The organism is Nonomuraea sp. NPDC049309, assembly GCF_043196965.1.
Lineage (GTDB): Bacteria > Actinomycetota > Actinomycetes > Streptosporangiales > Streptosporangiaceae > Nonomuraea > Nonomuraea fastidiosa.
The window spans coordinates 1,100,741-1,118,596 of sequence record NZ_JBICSH010000002.1 but is presented as its reverse complement, the minus strand read 5'-3'; the positions used below and the strand labels follow the sequence as shown (position 1 = coordinate 1,118,596).

The window sequence follows — 17,856 nt, the reverse complement described above, 5'->3', positions numbered from 1 at the left end:
GGTCCGCGCCCCGGACCTACGCGGGATCAGTCAGGTGAGAAGGAAGGGTCGTCCGCCGCTGTGCGGACGACGGGGGGAAGCAGGCGCGCCGAAGGTGCGCGACCGCCCTCGAGCCGCGGGTCGAAAACGGACCTCGCGACGTCCCCTGCAACCGGGCCGAACGGCCCGTTACCACCGCCGTTGGGCACCAGACCATCGGTGTCCAGGATCTTGTTGGCGTCGGACGGTGACGGCAGGCCAGGATCCCGCTGGCTGTTGAGCCCGTCGACCGTGCGCCCCGCCATGGCCTCGGCGTTGTCGGACGCCGCCACGCCATCGGGGCTGATGAGCGAGTGATGAGCGTGGGACGCGGTCTCATCGACTGAGCCGGTCTCCGAAGCTTGAGCTGCCGCTCCTGTCACCGCGGTGGAGTCCGCGGCCGCCGGAGCGGCGGTGAGCATGCCGAACAGAACGGCGAACAGCCAGCCGGCGGCCACAAGGGCCCCGGTGGCGGCCGCCCGAAGGGCGATACGCCGGGCGCCGGCCGCGAACCGCGCCATCCGGTCCGCCCGGTCGATGGTCACGCCCTGCGTCGGTGCGGCGACACGCGGGCGGCGGGCAGCCGGGGCCGCAGCCCCCGCCGGCCTTTCCGCCACGCGCGTCATAGTGCCCTCCAAGCTCCAGAACCGGCCCCACATCGTGAGGCCGGTCCGTGGACTCACCCCTCAACGGTCCGTAACCGTAGCAGTACCCAAGGTTGCCGCAAGCGCTTTTCAGCCGACAGCCAGAAAATCCCCAACGCCCCCGCACGCAGACCCGCCCGAACCCCCACAACCTCCTCCCCCACACCCCACGAACCCCCCATCCCAAGCCCTCCCCCACCCCATCCCGCCGAGCCCCCAGACCCACCCGGCTCGCCTGAATCCGCACGCCCCCGCGAAGTCCCGCTCAGATGCCCGGCTGCCCCCTCCTGCCCGGCGCGGCTGTCCACACCGCAGAGGAAGACCGGATGGCCGACGTTGGGCAGAACGAGCTACCGGCGGCTCATAGGTCCGCCGACGCATTCCGGAACCCTGGGGAAATGAACTGCCGTTCCTGCGCTCCGTGCGCTCCGTGCACTCCGTGCGGAACCCCCTCCGGAGCCCCCGCCCGCCCAAGGACGACGCGTCCGCGGGTTCTCGGTATGACGCAGTGCTCAGAGTTTGCTAACCTTACGGAGCCGACGCGAGATGACGGTCCCGCGTGCAGGCACCAAGTCCGGGTGGCGGAATAGGCAGACGCGCTAGCTTGAGGTGCTAGTGCCCAGTGATGGGCATGGGGGTTCAAGTCCCCCCTCGGACACGTACCGGTGCACTATGGGGTCCTGGTCACGAGCAGACGTGACCAGGACTTTCTGTTTTGAGGGATGGTAGGTCAGCCGCAGGCCGATCTCCGCGTAGATTTTCGCCTTGCGGAGCGGGTCGGCGTTCGAGAGCACTCGCACCATGTCTCCGAGTCTGTGTGTGATCTCCGCCAGCTCATCGCGTCCCAGCCGCTTCTGAGGCCGCACGTGCGCGTTGCTCAGCCGTTGCTGGGCCGCTTTCTTACGAGCGAGCTCCTCCTGAATCCAGCCGGTGACCAGAGCCGGGTCTGCGCCCGACTCAAGGGCCGCGCGATGCTGGGCGAGCTTGCGATCGCACTCGGCGATCTGACGGCGTGCCACGACGAGGGCTTGGGCCTCGGGCGGGGCCAGATCCTGCGCGGCAACCAGAAGGTCGAGAGTCTGATCGACTCGGTGCGGCGCGAACAGCCGGCCGAGCCAGCGGTCGAGTCGCGGGACCACACGGTCTTCCCGTAGATAGACGTTGCGGGGATGCATGACGCGGTTGGCCAGGGCGTACTCCTCCGGGAAGGCGCAGCGGTAGTAGGGCGCGTCGTTGACCCATTGGCCCTGCATCCTGCGGTCGCAGATGCCGCAGTACAGCAGCCCTCGAAGCTGGTACGGCTTCGGGGTGCGCTTGCGGGTCTTGTCCGTGTGGCGGTTGCCCCGCCCGGCCAGCGTCGTCTGAACGGCGTCGAAGTCCTCCTTGGACACGATCGGCGGATGAACGACCTGTTCCGACCAGACCCAGTCCTCCTTGTCGTTCCACCTGAGTCTCGTGGTGTGGCCCAGGCTCACGTCATCCACGTTCATGAGGACCTCGTGCTTACCCTGCCGGTTCCACACCTGATGGCCCACGTAACGAGGATTGGTCAAGATGGCACGCACCGCGCTCTTGGACCAGGCGATGCCGGAGCGGTGACGGTTCCGGGCCGGGTCGTGCGCCGACGGGCTCGGGACCCCGTTGCGGGTAAGCCTCTCGGCTATGGCGAACAGGCCGTAGCCGTCGAGGAAGGCGGCGAAGATCTCTTCCACCACGGGCGCGGCGGCGGGATCGAGTTCCAGTCGGTGAGCACGCTTGCCGTCGGCGGCCTTGGCGGGGTTGGGGTGGGGCCCGGCATCGGCCAGCCGGTAGCCGTAGGGTGGCCGGCCACCGAGGAAGCGGCCTTCCATCTGAGCTTGGGCGGACATGGCACTGCGCACGCGGATCTTGATGCGATTGCGCTCGCCCTTGCTCATGCCGCCGAACACGCTCATGACCAGGTCATGGGCCTCGTTGGCCGGGTCGATGGGGCCGCCCACCTCGGGCACCCAGAGCTGGACTCCGAAGTGCTCGAAGACTGGGTAGGTGAGGCTGTACTGGTTGCCGTAGAAGGCTCGGTGTGGCTCGCCGATCACCACCGCGCCGAAGCCTCGATCGGGGTTACGCAGCTCGGCGAGCAGCGCCGCCGCGTGCGGGCGGCGCTGCCAAGGAATCGAACGGGACTTGTCGATGTCGAAGAACTCGGCGACGATCACGCCCCCGCGCGGCTCGATGAGCGCGCGGGAGCGGGTGATCTGCCAGGCCCGTGAGGACTGGGGGTCCTGGTTGTCCTCAGTGGAGACCCGGCCGTAGAAGGCGAAGGGGATCGTGTTCATGGGTTCCTCAGGCCGCGTCCGGGTGGCTGGTCTGGAGGTGATGATGGGCCTCTAACAGGATGGCGAGCAGTTCCGAAGCGGCGCCAGGCGTGAGGCGGGGAGGTCCGCTCGGCAAGACAACGTGGGGAGTCGGTTGGGTACGACGGGTGGATGCCTTCATGATGGGGGTGCTCCTATACGTTCGTTGCTGACGGCAGGAGTGCGGCCCCGGCGACGTGCTTGGCGGTACTGGCGTCGGGGTCGCTTGAAACCACTGGGCGCTCTGGAAGAGCAGCTCTGTGCATCCTCATGCGGTTTCCTCCAGCGCGATGCCATGGCGGCACAGAGCGCACGCACGGGGCCGTGGGTCGCCGTGGATGCACACCGCACTCGTCGTCGCCTCGGCCACAGTTCGCTCATTCGGATATGTCCGGCGGGACCTACTGGGCGGATCAGGGAGGTCGCCCAGGCGAGATGTCAGAACGGCGTACGGGCTGCGCACTCCAGTGGTGTTGGCTCCTACGTACTCGGCGAGAACGGTGGGATCCCAGCCGGCTGCGATTGCCCTGGTGACGACGGGGAGGAGGCGGCGAAGCTGCCCCTTGGACAGCGGCCAGTCGGGGCCGAGCTTGGCCAAGAACAACTCGACCGGCGTGGCGGTGGCTTGCTGATGGCTGCCGAGATCCGCACCGCCCGCCCCTCGGTTGTCCACAGGTGTGCCGGCGTCGATGCTGGCCCGTGCGGGCGGTGGTGGTTCATCGCTTGGTTCAGTGGAGAGTTCCGGTGCAGCGGCTGCACCCCGTAGCTGCACCGGTTGCACCTCGTCGCCACGTCGGTTGCACCCCGTGGAGGCGACGGGGTGCGAGAGCTGCGCCCCGCCTTCCTGGTTGTCCACAGCCTGTGCGTCGGCGTTGTCCACAGGTGCTTCGGCGGCGGCGGCCTTCGCCGCCTCAACGCGAGCGGTGACGCCGGGGAACATGGTCTCCAGGGCCTTGAGGTCTTCAGCATCCAGATCGGTACGCACGCGCTCCATCGCAAGGTCCCAGACTTGCGGGCGTCGATCACCCCGCTTGATGTGGGCGGCCACGATGGCCGGGTCACCTTTTCGGATGATCTGGTCGGCCTCCAGGCGGTCGAGTGCCGTACGTACGGTGCGCTCGCACCGGCGGGTGTAGCGCACAAGCGTCCTGGTGCTGGGGAATGCGCCCTTCCCGTCGGGGCCGGCATGAATGGCCAGCCCGACCAAGACAGCGGCGCACGAGGCGTTGGGCTTACCGTTGGAATCCATCGGAATGGGCGCAAGGTTGTGCGCCCACTTAACTGCTTCGTGACTCATCTCTCGTCTCTTGTGTTCATCTGTAGGGTTCGGAGCAAGATCCGAACGTCGGATTGCTGCTGCAGGCTCGGGAGGCCGTCGTTGACCTGTCGCTGCAGACGAAGCGTCCAGCCGGTTCCGGAAAGCCCGGAAGCGACCGCTAACTCTCACCGGCCCCTGTGAGGTGCAGGGTGGCGGTGGTGTTGAAAGCGCAGTCGATGTGCATCGCAAGATCGCGTGCCATCTCCTGAGCCAGAGTCAGTTCTGACAAAGCCTTGTCAAGACGCCCAGCAGGGTCTCCACAGTCGTCGCCCAGTTGTCCTGATGCCTGCATGCGCTGCAACGCCTCACCGAGCTGCCTCAGCAGTTGATCCAGCCGAGCAGCGGCAACGCTGACCTTGCCGAGCACGTCGTTGACCGTGGCCGGATAGGAGACGCCCGCGTGAGAGAGCGTGGCATGGTTGAGTACGCGGACCGCCTCGGACAAGGCCGCGGCGACCTCGCACGTGTATTCGTCGTCGTGAGGGCCGTCTGCTGACAGCCGAACCGTCTCTTTCACTCCCTGACTCCAGTCGCGAAGAACTTGTCAAGTTGCGCTCTGGCCGTCAGAGTGGTGATCAGAGTCAGCAGCCGATGCACAAGCGACCAAGGCACCCCCAAGGTGTCTGCGCTTGCGTTCGATGGCATGCTGAACACGACCGACTCCTTTCGAGTGGGTCTGGCGGGAGGCCCGGTGCCTCAGCGCCTGCAAGCTTTGCGGCGCCGGGCTCTCCCCTGTCAGTGGATCAGAACAAGGTCGACATCATGGACCTCGCGTCCGTCGACCAGGTGCGTGCCCGAGATCGCGTCTCCCCGCGTCTCCGGCCTCGATCGCTTCCAACGTCCCCCCGCGTGTTATTTGGGTCACATCAAGACCAGGTGTACCAACTATAGGAAACAACAGCGCTTTACGGAATGTTGACTGGCCTGTCAAGGATTTGAGGCTACTACTCCGACGCTCTGCAAGACCTTCGCGGGACCGTGACAAAGCTTGCCTCGGCCGCGACTTTCCGCACGTCAGCGCATTCTTTTCCGGATTCAGACCGCCTTGGACGGCAATGGATCCGTCTCGCCAAAATCTGGGCGGCACCTCGCGGCATGCAGCAGGCGTAAGACGACACCACCTCCCGGATCTGAGCGGACGAAAGCTAGCTAACCATCACTGTACTAGTTCAGTCTAGATCTAGCTCAACACCTCTTTCCTGGTACACGCAGAACACCTAGCCTTGGTGTCGTGCCGGTGCCTGACTTCAGCAATCCTCGACCTGCCTACCTCCAGATCGCGGATGACCTGCGACAAGAGGTAGCAGCAGGCCGCCTCAAAGTGGGCGAGCGGCTGCCCGCGCGGCGGCAACTCGCCCAGCGCTACAGCGTCGCCGTGGAGACCATCCGCCGGGCGTTGGACGAACTTGCGCGCGAAGGCGTGATCAGCACCCAATCGACCCGCGGCACATATGTGGTCAAGACTCCCGGCGAGCCTGAGCCCTCTCCCGATCTGCAGCAGCTCATCAGCGATGTGCGACAGCTGACCGAGCGCATGAAAACGCTGGAGGCCCGGGTGAAGGACCTTGAAGGCCGCTGACTACCTTCACGCCCTCTGCTCAACGGTGCTGAAGGCCAACTTGGGTGCCGCTCTCGTACCTCACCTGCGGTCCTCCTCGGCAGTTGCCCGCAGCCGTCGAGAAGCCGCGGGTCCAGGTGGAGCGGACCGAGCGCAGCGAGGGCCGACTACCTGGAGGCGCGGCGAGCGACGGTCATAATCGGGCTGCGAGGAGGGCCGAGGTGTCACCGGGCCGAGTCAGCTTCTTCTCTCTACCTGCTCAGGCCACGTCTGTGAGTGGATTCGTTGCTGGAGTGGTGGCGGGGCGGCTGGTATGCCTGCCCAGGAGGTCGCCGGTCCGGGCCGTTCGGGATGCGCTGGTCTGTTCTTTCCCGGACGTCCGTGTGTTCGGCTCGGATCAGCTGTTCGAGGTCGCGCTGGTCGGGAGGGAGATCGAATCGGCGCATGATCTCGTTTTGGATGGCGGTGAGTTCGCGCTGGGCGGCGGCTCGGGCTTGCCGGTGTTCACGGGCGCGCATCTCGGCAAGAGAGACGTCGCGTTGTCTCGCGGCGTGTAGTTCTCTGTCAAGGGTGCGTGTCAGCTCAGCGTGGCGGCGTCGTACCTGTTGCCAGGTGCCGGCGGGTGGGGCCTGTGCGGCGGTCTGGCGGGCTGCCTCGTCCAGCGCCGGGCCTTGGGCGCGGAGTGACGTCAACTCATGGGTGATGCGCTCGTGGGCGGCGTGGAGATCGGCGAGGGTGGCTTTCAGGTCGTGGCGGCGAGTTCGGTGCCACGGGCGCAGGCTGTCCAGCTCGCGCTCGGCGGCGCGCTGTCGTCGGCGTAGCTCAGCCTGGCGCTGGCGGGCCTCGGTGACGGCCTGGCGGGCCTGCCGGAGCCTCAGGGCCGCGGTTTCCGCCGTCTCGATCTGACGGACTTGCTTCTCCAAGGTGTCTCGCTGGGAGAGCAGGCGGCTTTCGCAGCGCCCTCCGCCCTCGGCAGCCAGGCGGTGAACGTTCTGTTCGATCCCTTCGGCATCAGCTGCCAGAGTGGTGAACCGTTCACCGAGCCGGCTCATGCGCTGCTGCAGCTCGGCATCACTGACCAGCTCGAGGCCGGACGGGGAGCCGAGAAGCAACTGCTGGGTACGGGCACGCTGTACGGCGAGATCAGCCTCGCGCTCGGCGGCCCGGAGCTCGGCGCGGGCGCGAGCAAGCTCGGCATCTTGGGGCCGGACCGTGTGCGCGATGGGATCGGGCTCGGGGGTCAGGAGGCGGTCGGCGCGGTCGCCGTAGAGGGTGAGGGCGTAGGCGGCCAGGGCCCGCTGTAGTTCGTCGGCCGGGCCGCGTACAGGGCCATGGCGGAGCTGGTCGGCTTCGCTTTCCAGGAGTTCGCGAGGTAGGTACAGGCGGGCGTTGTGCCGGTCTCGGCTCATGCCCGTATAGAGGGTGTGCACGTCCGCGCCCAGCCCGTAGACGAGGCTGTACTGGCTGGTCAGGCCCTGGGCGGAGGCCACGGTCATCGCGGTGCCGTACGACAGGCCGCCGGCCGCGATGTAGGCAGGGCTCACCCATTCCCGTGACAGGGTCGGTCCGTCCGCACCGGTCCGGCGCCATTCGACCTGTACGCCGCGGCGCGGGTCGATGGCGGTGACGCAGCCGCGGTAGCCGTTGAGTACATCCACGGGGCCTTCGCCGCGCCGTGCGCGGTAGTCGTTCTTGCGCACCCGTACGTGGTCCCCGACCGCCAAGGCGATGGTGGCTCCACCGGCCAGGTGGTAGATGCGCTCGGGGCCGGACAACTCGCCCAGTTCGCGGCGGATCGCTCGGGCGGCCAGGTTGAGCCGGTTGACGGCGTCGTTGGTTCCTGCGAGCACCAGCAGGTCGGCCAGCTCGTCATGTACGGCCGGTCCTTCGGCGCTCCGGTACGGCTGCCGGGCAGTCGCCCAGTCGGCGATCAGACGCGCCATCGTGTCATCGGCGCCGGCCTCGGCGCATACGCGTCCGCCGGCCGCCCAGGTGTGCAGGGCCTGTCGGTGTTGACCGGCGCGGAACAGCTCCAGCGCCCGACGTTCCAGGGGATCGCGCTGGCGGCGGTTGTGCCGCAGCACCAGCCCGTCCACCTGGCGGTGGATGGCGGCGAAGCCACCGCCCACGCCGATCGCGCGCAGCTGCTTGGGATCCCCGAGGAGCACCACCTTGGTGCCGTGCCGTTCGGCGTCGGCGAGCAGCGTGGCGAGCTGGCGGTCATCGACCATGGCCGCCTCGTCGACCACCAGCACGTCCACCCCGGCCAGCCCCGCCCCGGTGCGGATGCGCAGCAACCAGGTGGCGACCGTGTCGGTGTCGATGCCCGCTTCCGCACGCAACGTGGCGGCTGCCACCGCCGCGGTGGCCGCGCCCCGCACGACCAGGCCGCGACTCTCGTACGCCACGCGTGCCGCGGCCATCAGCGTCGTCTTGCCCGCCCCGGGAACACCGATGACCGCCTCAACCCCGTGTCCGGCACGCAGGATGCGTTCCAGCACGGCGCGCTGCTCGTCGGTGAAGGTCAGGTGGTGACCCACTTGGAAGGTGTCCAGCGACAGGCGGACGGTGTCGGCGTCGAGCGCGGCCACGCCCCGGTCGTAGCGGCGGCGCACTGTGGACAGCAGCGCCTGCTCGGCCTGCAGGATGTCGGTGGACGTGTAGCGGGCGGCGTTGGACATGTGCCGGGCGCCGGCATCGGACAGGCGTACTGCCGGACTCAGTCCCAGCACGTGATCGGTGAGGGCCTCGACTTCGGCCAGGTCCGCCACGCCATCGGGAAGTGCATCGAGGACCGCGGCTAGCACATCGGCCCGGGTGACCTCCTTGCGACGCGCGGTCAGTCCGCCTTCCGGCCGCCAGATCCACGCCGCGATCTCCTCCGGAGAAGGGCGCACGGGTAACCGCGCACCACTACGGCAGGCGGAGACGAGCGTGGGAGCGTCGTATCCGGCTGCCGCGGCCTGGGTGCGCCAGTCGGCGCGCAGCTCGGCCTCGGTGGCGTCGGTCTTGCGCTGGCGGCTTTGCGTCGAGGCCACCTTGCGCGTCGCGCGGGAGGCGTCGCCGACGGAGATGCCGAGCTTAGCCAGCACCTGCTTGATCTGACCGTCACGTTTGGAGAACAGCGTCCGCACCTCGGCCGGGAGAGCCGCGATCTCCCACGCGCTCGTCTCCGGGTTTCGAGTGCAGGAGATTCCGTAGTCTTCGATCAGCGTCCGGCGCATGCGGGCCTTGAGATAAGCGTCCGCGGCATGCGCATGGCGGTACAGGTCCCGTCCACCGGCTGCGACCGCTGACCATTTCCCATCCAGCCCGCGCACCAGGTTGGCGATGACGAAGTGCACGTGCAGATGCGGGTCGGGCGACGCCGAGCCGACCGGGCGCGCGGTACGGTGCACCATCACCCAGCCGATCAGCCCTGACGTGGCCATCTGTTCGGCCAGACGGCCGTCGCCTTGATGGCCCCGCTGGCCGTACCCGGCCCACTGCTCAACCGCGGCTGCGGTCTCGAAGACCACCTTGGCGAAGACGGCCTCCAGCTCCGCCGCGAAACGCGGGCCGGCCAGCCCGTGCAGCACCGAGACGCTCTTGGGCAGGTCCAGGGTCAGGTCATAGCCGCGGTTGCCGATACGGACCCGTGCATCACGCCACTTGCGCGCGTACGCCAACTCCTCCGGCTCATACACGTCGGCCAGATCGATGCCTGCGGCGAAGGCCAGCCGGTCGAGATCGTCCATGCGTACGAGGTGTGCCTCCCCTTCCCGGGCGATACCGCATGCCATCTGTGCCGCACGCTTGACCATCGCCGGGCGAGCTGCAAGTAGACCTTCGACAGTGGTGCCTCGTTCGGTTGCAGCTTCTTCCAACGCCACCCGGAGTGGCGCCGCGGGCAGCTTGCCGCGCCGGTCCACCACGTGCTTGGCCGCCATCAGCTGCTTGCCGGTGTTCGGATCCCTGCCGTCCATCAACGCCCGCGCCTTGTCGTGCTGATCAGCCGTCAGCGGCGTACCCGGGACGATGCCGAACTCTCGCAGGCCCTCACCGATCCACACCAAATTGCACTCGCCGTCCAGCCGGTAGCCCAGCTGTCCATCCGGCTCCTCCTGGGCTTCCCCGCCGCGCTCACCGGTATGGGGTAAGCCGCAGCCAGCACCTTCCTGTAATCGGTATTCCACCTGCTCCATGCAGGGGCCCAACGCGCTGACCCAAGCCATCTGATCCCCCGTCTGAACATGGGAGGCAGCGGCGACGATTGTCTCGTCCCGGCCTACTTGTCGTCCTGGCTAGCTTCCGACTTGCGAGATGTCAGGTGATTCCAAACGATGGTCGCCACCTCGGTCCGGAGTAACTCTGCATTCTCGGTGCGCCCTCCTCCCTCTGCGGGCCATGGGGCCCTGGAGGTTCGCCTAGTCCGCAGGCTCGGGAATGGGATCGCCTGGTCGTGGCGTCGGGTCGATGACGAATTCCATTGGAGTGGAGAGGTGCCATCGAATCGCCACGACTGCGAGGGTGATCAGGCAGATCGCTACCACCCACCGCAGGTGGGTGGAGTGGTCGGCGTTCCTTCTCATCTCGATGAGCGCGAGAACTAGCCCGATCAGGGCGAGTAGAGCGGCCAGTATGCCGTTGAGCCAGAACATCAGGAGGCTGCCCCCTGCTGCGATCTGCGCGGTTGTGCTCATCCTGCGTCTTGTTCGCATGCCCGCTCCTTCGGCTGTCGGAGACATATCCCTTGGTCAGACCCGTCCCGCGTTCTCGAACGGCAGCAGCGTGCACACGAAGTTGCGAGCCCTTTGGCCGGGTGGCGGTTCGTCCCATGATGTGGCCTCATCATCCCTTCGTGTGCAGGGTTACTCCGGACGTCGCATGGCCGATGGCAAGGTAAGTCCGGACGGTGCAAGGTTCATCCGGACGGGACAACGATCTGGGATCCGTGGCGCAGGTGAGTCCCAGAAGTATCGCAGATACCTTCGGTCCACTTCCTGACTGGATAGATATTTCATAGTAAATGCAGCCTGTCAGATACTAATAGAGAGTTTGCAGGATTTAAAGTAGGAGCCATGTTGAGCTGGTTGCGCTCTCATCAGGAACTATGGTGTTCAAGACGGCTGCTGAGTGGGGCTGCGGTTGCGGTCGCATAACCACCGATCGCCGCCAGCGTGGCAGCCTCATTGAGGGCCATGGGATCGCGCTCAGGGTCTCGTATCGCCCCCGTGGGCTCACCGCGGCGCTGTGCGGCAGCGCATCCACGGTCATCATTCTCGGCAGTATCCGCCGGGGTTGTCGGGGGCTGGGCTTCGGCGAGTAGGGCCGGCGGCTCATACGAGTGGTAGCGGAGAACACGCCTCCGGACTGCCAAGGACGCGGCGTACGCTTCGTCGCATGGGAGGTAGGGCTCGGCGACGGCGAGAAAACCGATCCGGGTTGCGACCGTCGTTTGTTGGTGCTCCTCGCGGGCACGGCGGTGCTGTTCAGCGTCGGCTCTACGTTGCGGTTCCAACGACGTGGCTCCAGATCGTGTTGGGCGTGGCCGCGGTGGCGTGCGCTGCGGCCTCAGACGCCTATAAAAGGGCCCTGTGTGTAGGAAGAAGAATCTTCCTACACACAGGGCATATTGCAGCGTGCGGCATCAGGACTCTTCGAACTTGATCAGGGTTTGAGCTCTGGGCGGGCGAGGGGGGGCTTGGGAGAGAGCTCGTGGCTGTCGGTGGTTCTTCTTGTTGTCGAGGCAAGAAGATCACGTCAGACAAGCCACGAGCATGGTCAACGATACGACGCTACTGCTCGGCCTGGGCGGGGTGGCCGTCACGGGGGTCGTCGCCGCAGGTAAACGGGGCGCAGGATGGGCCGGTGGTGCACCTGGCCACCACCGATGAACGCGCCCGGTGCTGCCCCCGGTGTGGTGCGGCCCGCATCGGTGCGTAGCCGTTGGTTTCCGGGGTTGCGGAAGCCGTAGGCATCGCGGGCGGTGGTTTGATGACGCGGTTGGTGCCTTCGGCTCCGGCGTTGGTGATGGCGGTGCGGAGAAAGGCCAGGATCTCGGGCCACCAGGTCTCGATGGTGGTGGCCAGGCGGTGGAGTTCGGGCAGGCCGGAGGCGGCGCAGCGGTCGTAGAAGCGGAACAGCCGGTCGGCGATCACATGGCGATCGGGGTGGGTGCGGGCCAGGGAGAGCAGGTCCAGTAGGTCTTCCTTGGCGTTCCGGGCGGCCAGGATCAACCGGCCGGGTCGAGCGGGCAGGGCTTGCAGGTCATCGACCATCGGATCGAGTTGGCGGCCGTGCATCCGGGCCGCGGAGCGGGTCAGCCGGTTGCGCAGCTCCCATTCGCGGTTGCCCTATCGACCGCGCCGCCCGCGGACCTGGACGGTGACGCGGCGCGGACCTCGGTCAGGGCCTGGTTGGCCAACTGCACGACGTAAAAGTGGTCGATTACCAGCGTGGCATGGAGCAGTGCCTGTCCCACGGCGGCCTTGAAGATGGTGCACATGTTGATCGCGACGAAGAGCACCTGTCGCCGTCAGGGTGCCTCACGCTGGGCGAGCCGGCCGGTGACGGCGGCGATGGTACGGCCTTCGACCTGGCCGAGCAGCCCTTGATCCCCGGGCAGGTCCACGAAGCCGACAAGTCACCGGTCGCCTGCGGTCGTCCAGGTGCCGGCGGCCTCCTCCGGTACCCAGCGGGGCCGACCGCGGCGCACCTCGTCAATGCCCAGCACGACGATCGATCCGGGCTGGGCGGGCAGCACCCGCAGAGCGTGCTCGGTGAACGTCGCCGACACGACAGGCCACGAGAGACCACGACAGCCTATGGTCTCGCGCCGCTTGCATCACCGTCCGCCCACCGTCACCGGCGGCCTGGCGTAATCGCCGCGTCAGCCGGGACCGTGCGGGGATCTGCGGCACCTGCTCGGTGAACGTCTGACGCGGACAGGACGCCTGGTCGCAGCACCAGCGCCGCCTATACCACCGCAACACACACCACCGGCCCGCCCATGGGCAGATCCCATGGGCGGGTGGTCACTCATTCGTTCATCGACCGCGGGCCGCGGACACCTCAACCCCGCTCAACTTCGAAGAGCCAGTAAATACCGGCTGAATAGTCCAGGCCACACAACCCGCCTTCCACACAACGCTCACATCAGACGGCCATGCATGACTCTTCGTTGAAGGATCACAACATCATGTAGCTACCCGAGATTGCCGCACATGAGTGGCTCAAACTAGATTCCTTCTACATGGCTCCACCACAACAGGAAATGCCAGTTGCCGTTTACAAGAGACATTCAGGCAAGTCAAGACTTGAATCCCCAGGTTCGGTCTTCGACCATCCGTAAGACAGGATAAGCCGCACGAACGGGGAATCCTTGGCGGGGTAATCACCGTCCGTGCGGCACGCAACCGCGTAAGGAGAGTGTACTCCGCATGTCCCGCAATCGCTTAGCAGTGCAGGTGGCCATCCTGCTAGCGCTGGTGGCCGGAATCGGCGGGTTGCTGGTTAGCCCAGCAGCCGCGGCGGACGCCCCAGCCTCATCCCCCACTACACCAGCAGTCGGTTCCCGGCCTGATTCTCACCTACTCCGCCTTCGCAGTATGGAGCCCGGCGATGGCTGCAAAGTCGGCGAGTCGTGTGTCACCACACCACCGCCCGCGCCGAGCATAACGACCCAGGATGCTCAGGCATGTGTGGTCGTCTCCACCGGCAACGGCTACTTCTGCGGTGGAATTTTCGGGTACGACAAGTACATCGACTACTTCTTCGCAACGCGTCAGCCGGCACCGGCCATCCAAGTCTGTGACTACCAAGGACATCTCGCGGTTTACAATTCCAGCGGGTCGTCCATCTACGGCCAATACACTTCGCGCCATTCAGGCTGTTCCCTCAGAGCGTGGTTCGACCCTGTGTGGACCCAGCGCAACTTCCCGACTGGTGACACCGCCTGTGTGTCATGGTTCGAGAGCGGCACGCGCCTGGCTCGTGTGTGCTTCTACTTGACCTACGACACCCCGAGCGCTCCTTAGAGCTGCCCACACTGGAGATCGCCTTAGTTTCAAGGAGGATCAGCTCTATGGAAAGAAAGAATTCAGGCGCACGCCGCACATGGCTCAACTTACTTACCGCCTTCCTCGGCGCCGGCCTCATGCTCATTATGAGCGTAAGCCCCGCTGGGGCAAGCGTGCTGAGCTCCCCGTCGTCGGCCTCAGAGCCCATCTGCCGAATCGGGGATCCCTGCGAGACAGAGCCACCACCCCTCAACGGAACGCTCGACGCCAGCGGCTGCACGGGCGCATCCGGCGGTACCGTGTGCGGCGCAGCTATCGGCACCGCTCGCTATGTACAGGGCGCGTATGTTCGACGCACGGCGCTGGGCGCAATGTGCCAGCCGAGCGGCAGGTATTATGTCTACGACACCAGCGGCTCGCTGATCGACTATCAGGAGCAACACTCCATCAACTGCCACGCAGGGCCAGTGATGGAGTTCAACTTCACCGTCAGGAAGCAGTACCCGAACAGCGCTCGCACGGTCTGCCTAGGCTGGTACGAGGAAGGCGTCCGGATCGGGCGCGTATGCATGTCATTCCCGATCTAGGCAATAGAATCTAGCGTGGATTGAGAGTGGGAAGAGATTCTCTTCCCACTCTTGTCGCGTATGCCACTGGAGGTGCCAATGCTAGGAATGGGATGGAACGAGCTTCTGGTTCTAGCCATGGCGGTTTTGGCCATCGTGATTATTGTGCGACTCTTCCTAAGAAGATTCTGGCGCAAGTAAGGGAGGAACCCCTGCTTGCCATGGGCCTGGCTCTCCTCGTCGATCTGGGCCTGGCGGACCCAGGTGCGCAGTGAACTCTTCTCATCTCTATGCGGCCTGCGCGACGCGGTGGTTCTGAAGGACAGCGTTGGCCTTGCAGAGGTGGCTGGCCTAGTCTAGGACGGGCTGCAGCGTAACTTCCTCCAGCTCTTCGGCTGGGCATTCGGCGTTCGCCGGGGCCGCAAATCCTGACGTGGGAGCGGTTGGCCTGCTTTTTGTGACTCAAGTCGCCATTGGTGACTGAGGCCATCCGAGCGATGTATAAGCCGGCGGGAGATGCCGTTACCGGTTCGGGTGCGAGATGAGCTGGGTGAGTTGTTCGCCGAGCAGTTCGTAGCCGCGTTCGGGACGGAGGAGGCCGGGCTGGTCTCCGGGCCGCCTGGCGTTGATCACGGTGCTGCAACGGGGTGGAGAACCTGACCGATCAGCGGGCTGCTGAAGCGGTCCGGACAGATCTGTCGTGGAAGTACGCGCTGGGGCTGAAGCTGGACGATCCGGGGTTCGATGCGAGTGTGCTGAGTGAGTTCCGGTCCCGGGTGATCGCCCATGGGCTTGAGGAGCAAGTCCTGGACCTGTTGCTGGGGACGCTGCAGGCCAGGGTATTGGTGAAAGCGGGCGGGAAACAGCGCCCTGATACCACACACGTGATCTCGGCGGTGCGGGACCTGAACCGGGTGGAGCTGGCCGGCGAATGCGTGCGGGCCGCTCTGGAAGCCCTCGCCGCAGCCGCGCCCGGCTGGGTGGAACAGGTGCTGGAGGTGCCGGACTAGGCGGGTCGGTATCAGTCACGAGTCGACTCCTGGCGGCTGCCGGTCTCCAAGACCGCGCAGGAGCAGCTCGCACGGGCCTACGGCGCTGACGGGTACGCGCTCTGCACGGCTCTCTACGCGCCGTTCTCCCCCGCCTGGCTGCGGGAACTGCCTGCGGTGTAGGCGTTGCGCGTGATGTTGATCCAAAACTTCGTCCGGACTGTTGACGCCCGCGGACGGGAGGTGGTCGAACGGCGGCGGCCCCTGCGCGACGGCGGCGTGGGGCTGCCGCCCGGCAGACACCGGCTGGCCTCACCCTACGACCCAGACACGCGCTGGTCGGCCAAAGCCGACGTGTTGTTCAAGGCGCGCTCTATCGCTATCTCGCTCGTTTGTGCAGCCTTGTGAAGGTCGGCCATGAGTGGGACCGGGATGGTGCCGAGTCCGAGCCCGGTGGTCTCCACCATGGAGGTGAGCGACTTCTCTTCGGTGTGGCTGAGGTGCGTTCTGCACCAGTGGTGGGCGACCACCTCCCGAGCCACGTAGCCATCTGCGGAGCCCAGGGCTTCATTGACGAGGCGAGCGTACGCCGGACGCACTCGAGCGGGAGCGGCGCAGGCAGCGAGATCGATGACGGCCAGGCCCAGGCGGGTGCGGTAGACGCCGTGTCCTGGCTCTGGCACGCCGGCGAGGTACCGTTCGATCATCCGGCCGGTCTCCCAGTCTGTGTTCTGGTCTCCGGCGAGGCGGCACAGCACCGCCAGGCACGCGGAGACCTGGGCTTCCCAAGCCTGGGTGATGGTGCTGTGGTCCAGCACGGTTTGGGCGGCGTTCGAGTTTCCGGCGAGGCAGGCGTTGACGATTTGTACCTGGCGGCCGTCCATCAGATGCAGGCCGATGCCCTTGTTCTGTTCGATGTGGGTGAGCGCTGCGCGCCAGCGGCCGAGACGTACGAGGGCGCGGGTGCCTTCGGAGAGGTAGATGCGCCACGTCCAGATGCGTAGCTCTTGGTACTCCTCCGAGCTGCCGATCAGATCTCGGGTGGGCAGCGGCCAGCCTTCGATGACGGCATGAGTGTTGGTCTTGAGGGCGTGATGGAGGGTGCTGAGCGAGGCCCATGCCGCCTCTGCGTCGCGCGCTCGTAGGCGTAGTCGAGCCAGGTTCACGACGGGTTCGAGCATGTGCATGGCCTGCGGGACGGTGAGGCGGCCGGCATTTCGGTAGGGGTTGATCTGCCGCCAGCACAGCTCTCGCGCCAGTTCCGGTAGGCCGCAGTCGCTGGCGATCAGGGCGGCTCGGTTGAGTGTTCGGGCGGCGCCGAGGAGCGGGTCGGTGGTGTGCTCGATGTTGCCAGCGAGAGTACGTACTTCAGCCGCCCGCGCGGCGAGGGGCGGGTACGTGGGGCGGGGGCGATCGACCAGCGGGAACCAGCGGACGAGCTGGGCGATCTCGTTCGCCGTCATGCCGAGTCCTGGGTGGGCAGGACGGCCTCACGTGCGGCGCGGCTGAGGACGGCTTGCGCGGAGGCGGGCAGGCCGAGACGGTTCCAGTTGAAGATGACCATATGGGTGAGGACGTGGCGGATGCCCCGGTCCAGGTGACCGGCCCCCGAGGCCTCGCCGAGCTGCTTGCCGGCTTCACGGTAGACGGCCGCCCAGGGCGTAGCGAACGCGCATGCCCCGGCGGGGGTGGTGGAGGCGATGTCGGAGGCGATCAGCGGGCGGATGCGGTCGGCCATGGCCTTCAGCCGACCCGGGGGTGTGTCGGTGGGGAGGGGGCGTAGTTCGGCGACGCTGTTCCACAGGTTGCCGCGCTCGAACTGGTCCAGGCCGGCCGCGCTCAGCAGTGTGGTGGACAGCAGCATCGTCACTTCCTTGCGGCCGACACCTGGCGGCGGTTGCCTGAGGTAGGCGAGGGTGTGGCGGCTGTCAGCACAGAACAGAGCGTGGGCGATCTCGGTGCCGACTGGTCCGCCGAACGAGGCGTCTTCGGGCTCGTAGACGACCGGCCACCATCGGGAGAGCACGCTGAATCTGGTCAGCTCGTTGAGCGCGGTGTTGATGGCGCTCTTCGCGTCGTCGGCGACCCCGTCGAGCGGGCGTAGCCGGATTCGCCAGCACGGGTGCTTGCGGATGAACCACCATCCGCTGATCAGTTTGCGGTCCTGGAAGCGGTCCAAGCGCGGGCCGAGCTCCGTCACGGCGGCCTGCTCGGCACTTTCCCAGTCGGACCACTCGGTGCGGACGCTATACCAGCCGTGGTCGGCGACGCCGGCCTCCAACGCCTGGTATCCGGCAATCTTGTAAGTCTCGACGGCGTCGTTGATGGTTTCGGGCCTGGCGCTGATGGCGGCTGCGGCGACCTCGACAGCGGTGCCGGACAGGACCGCTTGCACGGCCTCGGCCATCCTGCGTGGTGAGAACGGGCGCG

The 17,856-nt window shown here is 66.5% G+C and carries 14 protein-coding genes, 1 tRNA gene and 2 pseudogenes; 5 read left to right on the top strand and 12 right to left on the bottom strand.

The features are described 5' to 3' along the window. Window positions 1-26: 26 nt before the first annotated feature. The gene (locus ACGFIM_RS19230) at window positions 27-563 is read right to left on the bottom strand and encodes a hypothetical protein (protein ID WP_393201949.1); all 537 of its coding nucleotides are present in this window, start codon (window positions 561-563) and stop codon (window positions 27-29) included. A 671-nt stretch (window positions 564-1,234) separates the two neighbouring features. On the opposite strand from ACGFIM_RS19230, the gene ACGFIM_RS19225 reads away from it, so the two are divergent. Together ACGFIM_RS19225 and ACGFIM_RS19220 are read left to right on the top strand one after the other, a co-directional pair. Further along, window positions 1,235-1,320, top strand: a tRNA-Leu gene (locus ACGFIM_RS19225). A 208-nt stretch (window positions 1,321-1,528) separates the two neighbouring features. Further along, window positions 1,529-1,816, top strand: coding sequence for a hypothetical protein (locus ACGFIM_RS19220; protein ID WP_393201947.1), 288 nt, complete (start codon window positions 1,529-1,531; stop codon window positions 1,814-1,816). A 48-nt stretch (window positions 1,817-1,864) separates the two neighbouring features. Here the strand turns inward: ACGFIM_RS19220 and ACGFIM_RS19215 are convergent. The 3 genes and pseudogenes from ACGFIM_RS19215 to ACGFIM_RS19205 all read right to left on the bottom strand — a co-directional run. Beyond that, window positions 1,865-2,977, bottom strand: a pseudogene (locus tag ACGFIM_RS19215) (recombinase family protein); the annotation flags it as partial. Between the two features lie 286 nt (window positions 2,978-3,263). Further along, window positions 3,264-4,244, bottom strand: a complete 981-nt coding sequence (locus ACGFIM_RS19210) for a helix-turn-helix domain-containing protein (protein ID WP_378785752.1) — start codon at window positions 4,242-4,244, stop codon at window positions 3,264-3,266. Window positions 4,245-4,431: 187 nt separating this feature from the next. Continuing rightward, the gene (locus ACGFIM_RS19205; protein ID WP_378785753.1) at window positions 4,432-4,830 is read right to left on the bottom strand and encodes a hypothetical protein; all 399 of its coding nucleotides are present in this window, start codon (window positions 4,828-4,830) and stop codon (window positions 4,432-4,434) included. A 714-nt stretch (window positions 4,831-5,544) separates the two neighbouring features. On the opposite strand from ACGFIM_RS19205, the gene ACGFIM_RS19200 reads away from it, so the two are divergent. Beyond that, window positions 5,545-5,892, top strand: a complete 348-nt coding sequence (locus ACGFIM_RS19200) for a GntR family transcriptional regulator (protein ID WP_378785754.1) — start codon at window positions 5,545-5,547, stop codon at window positions 5,890-5,892. A gap of 230 nt (window positions 5,893-6,122) precedes the next feature. Here ACGFIM_RS19200 and mobF read toward each other — a convergent pair whose 3' ends face one another. The 6 genes and pseudogenes from mobF to ACGFIM_RS19170 all read right to left on the bottom strand — a co-directional run. Beyond that, on the bottom strand, window positions 6,123-10,055 hold the full coding sequence (gene mobF / locus ACGFIM_RS19195) for a MobF family relaxase (RefSeq protein WP_378785755.1): 3,933 nt from the start codon (window positions 10,053-10,055) through the stop codon (window positions 6,123-6,125). A 222-nt stretch (window positions 10,056-10,277) separates the two neighbouring features. Next, entirely contained in the window at window positions 10,278-10,571 is a 294-nt protein-coding gene (locus ACGFIM_RS19190) for a hypothetical protein (protein WP_378785756.1), read from the bottom strand. Window positions 10,572-11,648: 1,077 nt separating this feature from the next. After that, the gene (locus tag ACGFIM_RS19185; RefSeq protein WP_378785757.1) at window positions 11,649-12,131 is read right to left on the bottom strand and encodes a transposase; all 483 of its coding nucleotides are present in this window, start codon (window positions 12,129-12,131) and stop codon (window positions 11,649-11,651) included. A gap of 41 nt (window positions 12,132-12,172) precedes the next feature. Then, window positions 12,173-12,379 carry a transposase gene (locus ACGFIM_RS19180; RefSeq protein WP_378785758.1) on the bottom strand — a complete coding sequence of 69 codons (207 nt, stop codon included), beginning with the start codon at window positions 12,377-12,379 and terminating at the stop codon, window positions 12,173-12,175. A 117-nt stretch (window positions 12,380-12,496) separates the two neighbouring features. Further along, entirely contained in the window at window positions 12,497-12,649 is a 153-nt protein-coding gene (locus ACGFIM_RS19175; RefSeq protein WP_393202607.1) for a hypothetical protein, read from the bottom strand. Between the two features lie 19 nt (window positions 12,650-12,668). After that, window positions 12,669-12,773, bottom strand: a pseudogene (locus ACGFIM_RS19170) (hypothetical protein); the annotation flags it as partial. Between the two features lie 1,163 nt (window positions 12,774-13,936). On the opposite strand from ACGFIM_RS19170, the gene ACGFIM_RS19165 reads away from it, so the two are divergent. Both ACGFIM_RS19165 and ACGFIM_RS19160 read left to right on the top strand, forming a co-directional pair. Beyond that, complete coding sequence (locus tag ACGFIM_RS19165; RefSeq protein WP_393201943.1) at window positions 13,937-14,458, top strand: hypothetical protein; 522 nt, start codon at window positions 13,937-13,939, stop codon at window positions 14,456-14,458. Window positions 14,459-15,084: 626 nt separating this feature from the next. After that, window positions 15,085-15,447, top strand: coding sequence for a transposase (locus ACGFIM_RS19160; RefSeq protein ID WP_378785760.1), 363 nt, complete (start codon window positions 15,085-15,087; stop codon window positions 15,445-15,447). A 296-nt stretch (window positions 15,448-15,743) separates the two neighbouring features. Here the strand turns inward: ACGFIM_RS19160 and ACGFIM_RS19155 are convergent, their stop codons facing one another. Further along, the gene (locus ACGFIM_RS19155) at window positions 15,744-16,889 is read right to left on the bottom strand and encodes a hypothetical protein (protein WP_378785761.1); all 1,146 of its coding nucleotides are present in this window, start codon (window positions 16,887-16,889) and stop codon (window positions 15,744-15,746) included. Beyond that, complete coding sequence (locus ACGFIM_RS19150; protein WP_378785762.1) at window positions 16,886-17,833, bottom strand: thiopeptide-type bacteriocin biosynthesis protein; 948 nt, start codon at window positions 17,831-17,833, stop codon at window positions 16,886-16,888. The genes ACGFIM_RS19155 and ACGFIM_RS19150 overlap by 4 nt, the downstream gene beginning before the upstream one ends. Window positions 17,834-17,856 lie beyond the last annotated feature (23 nt).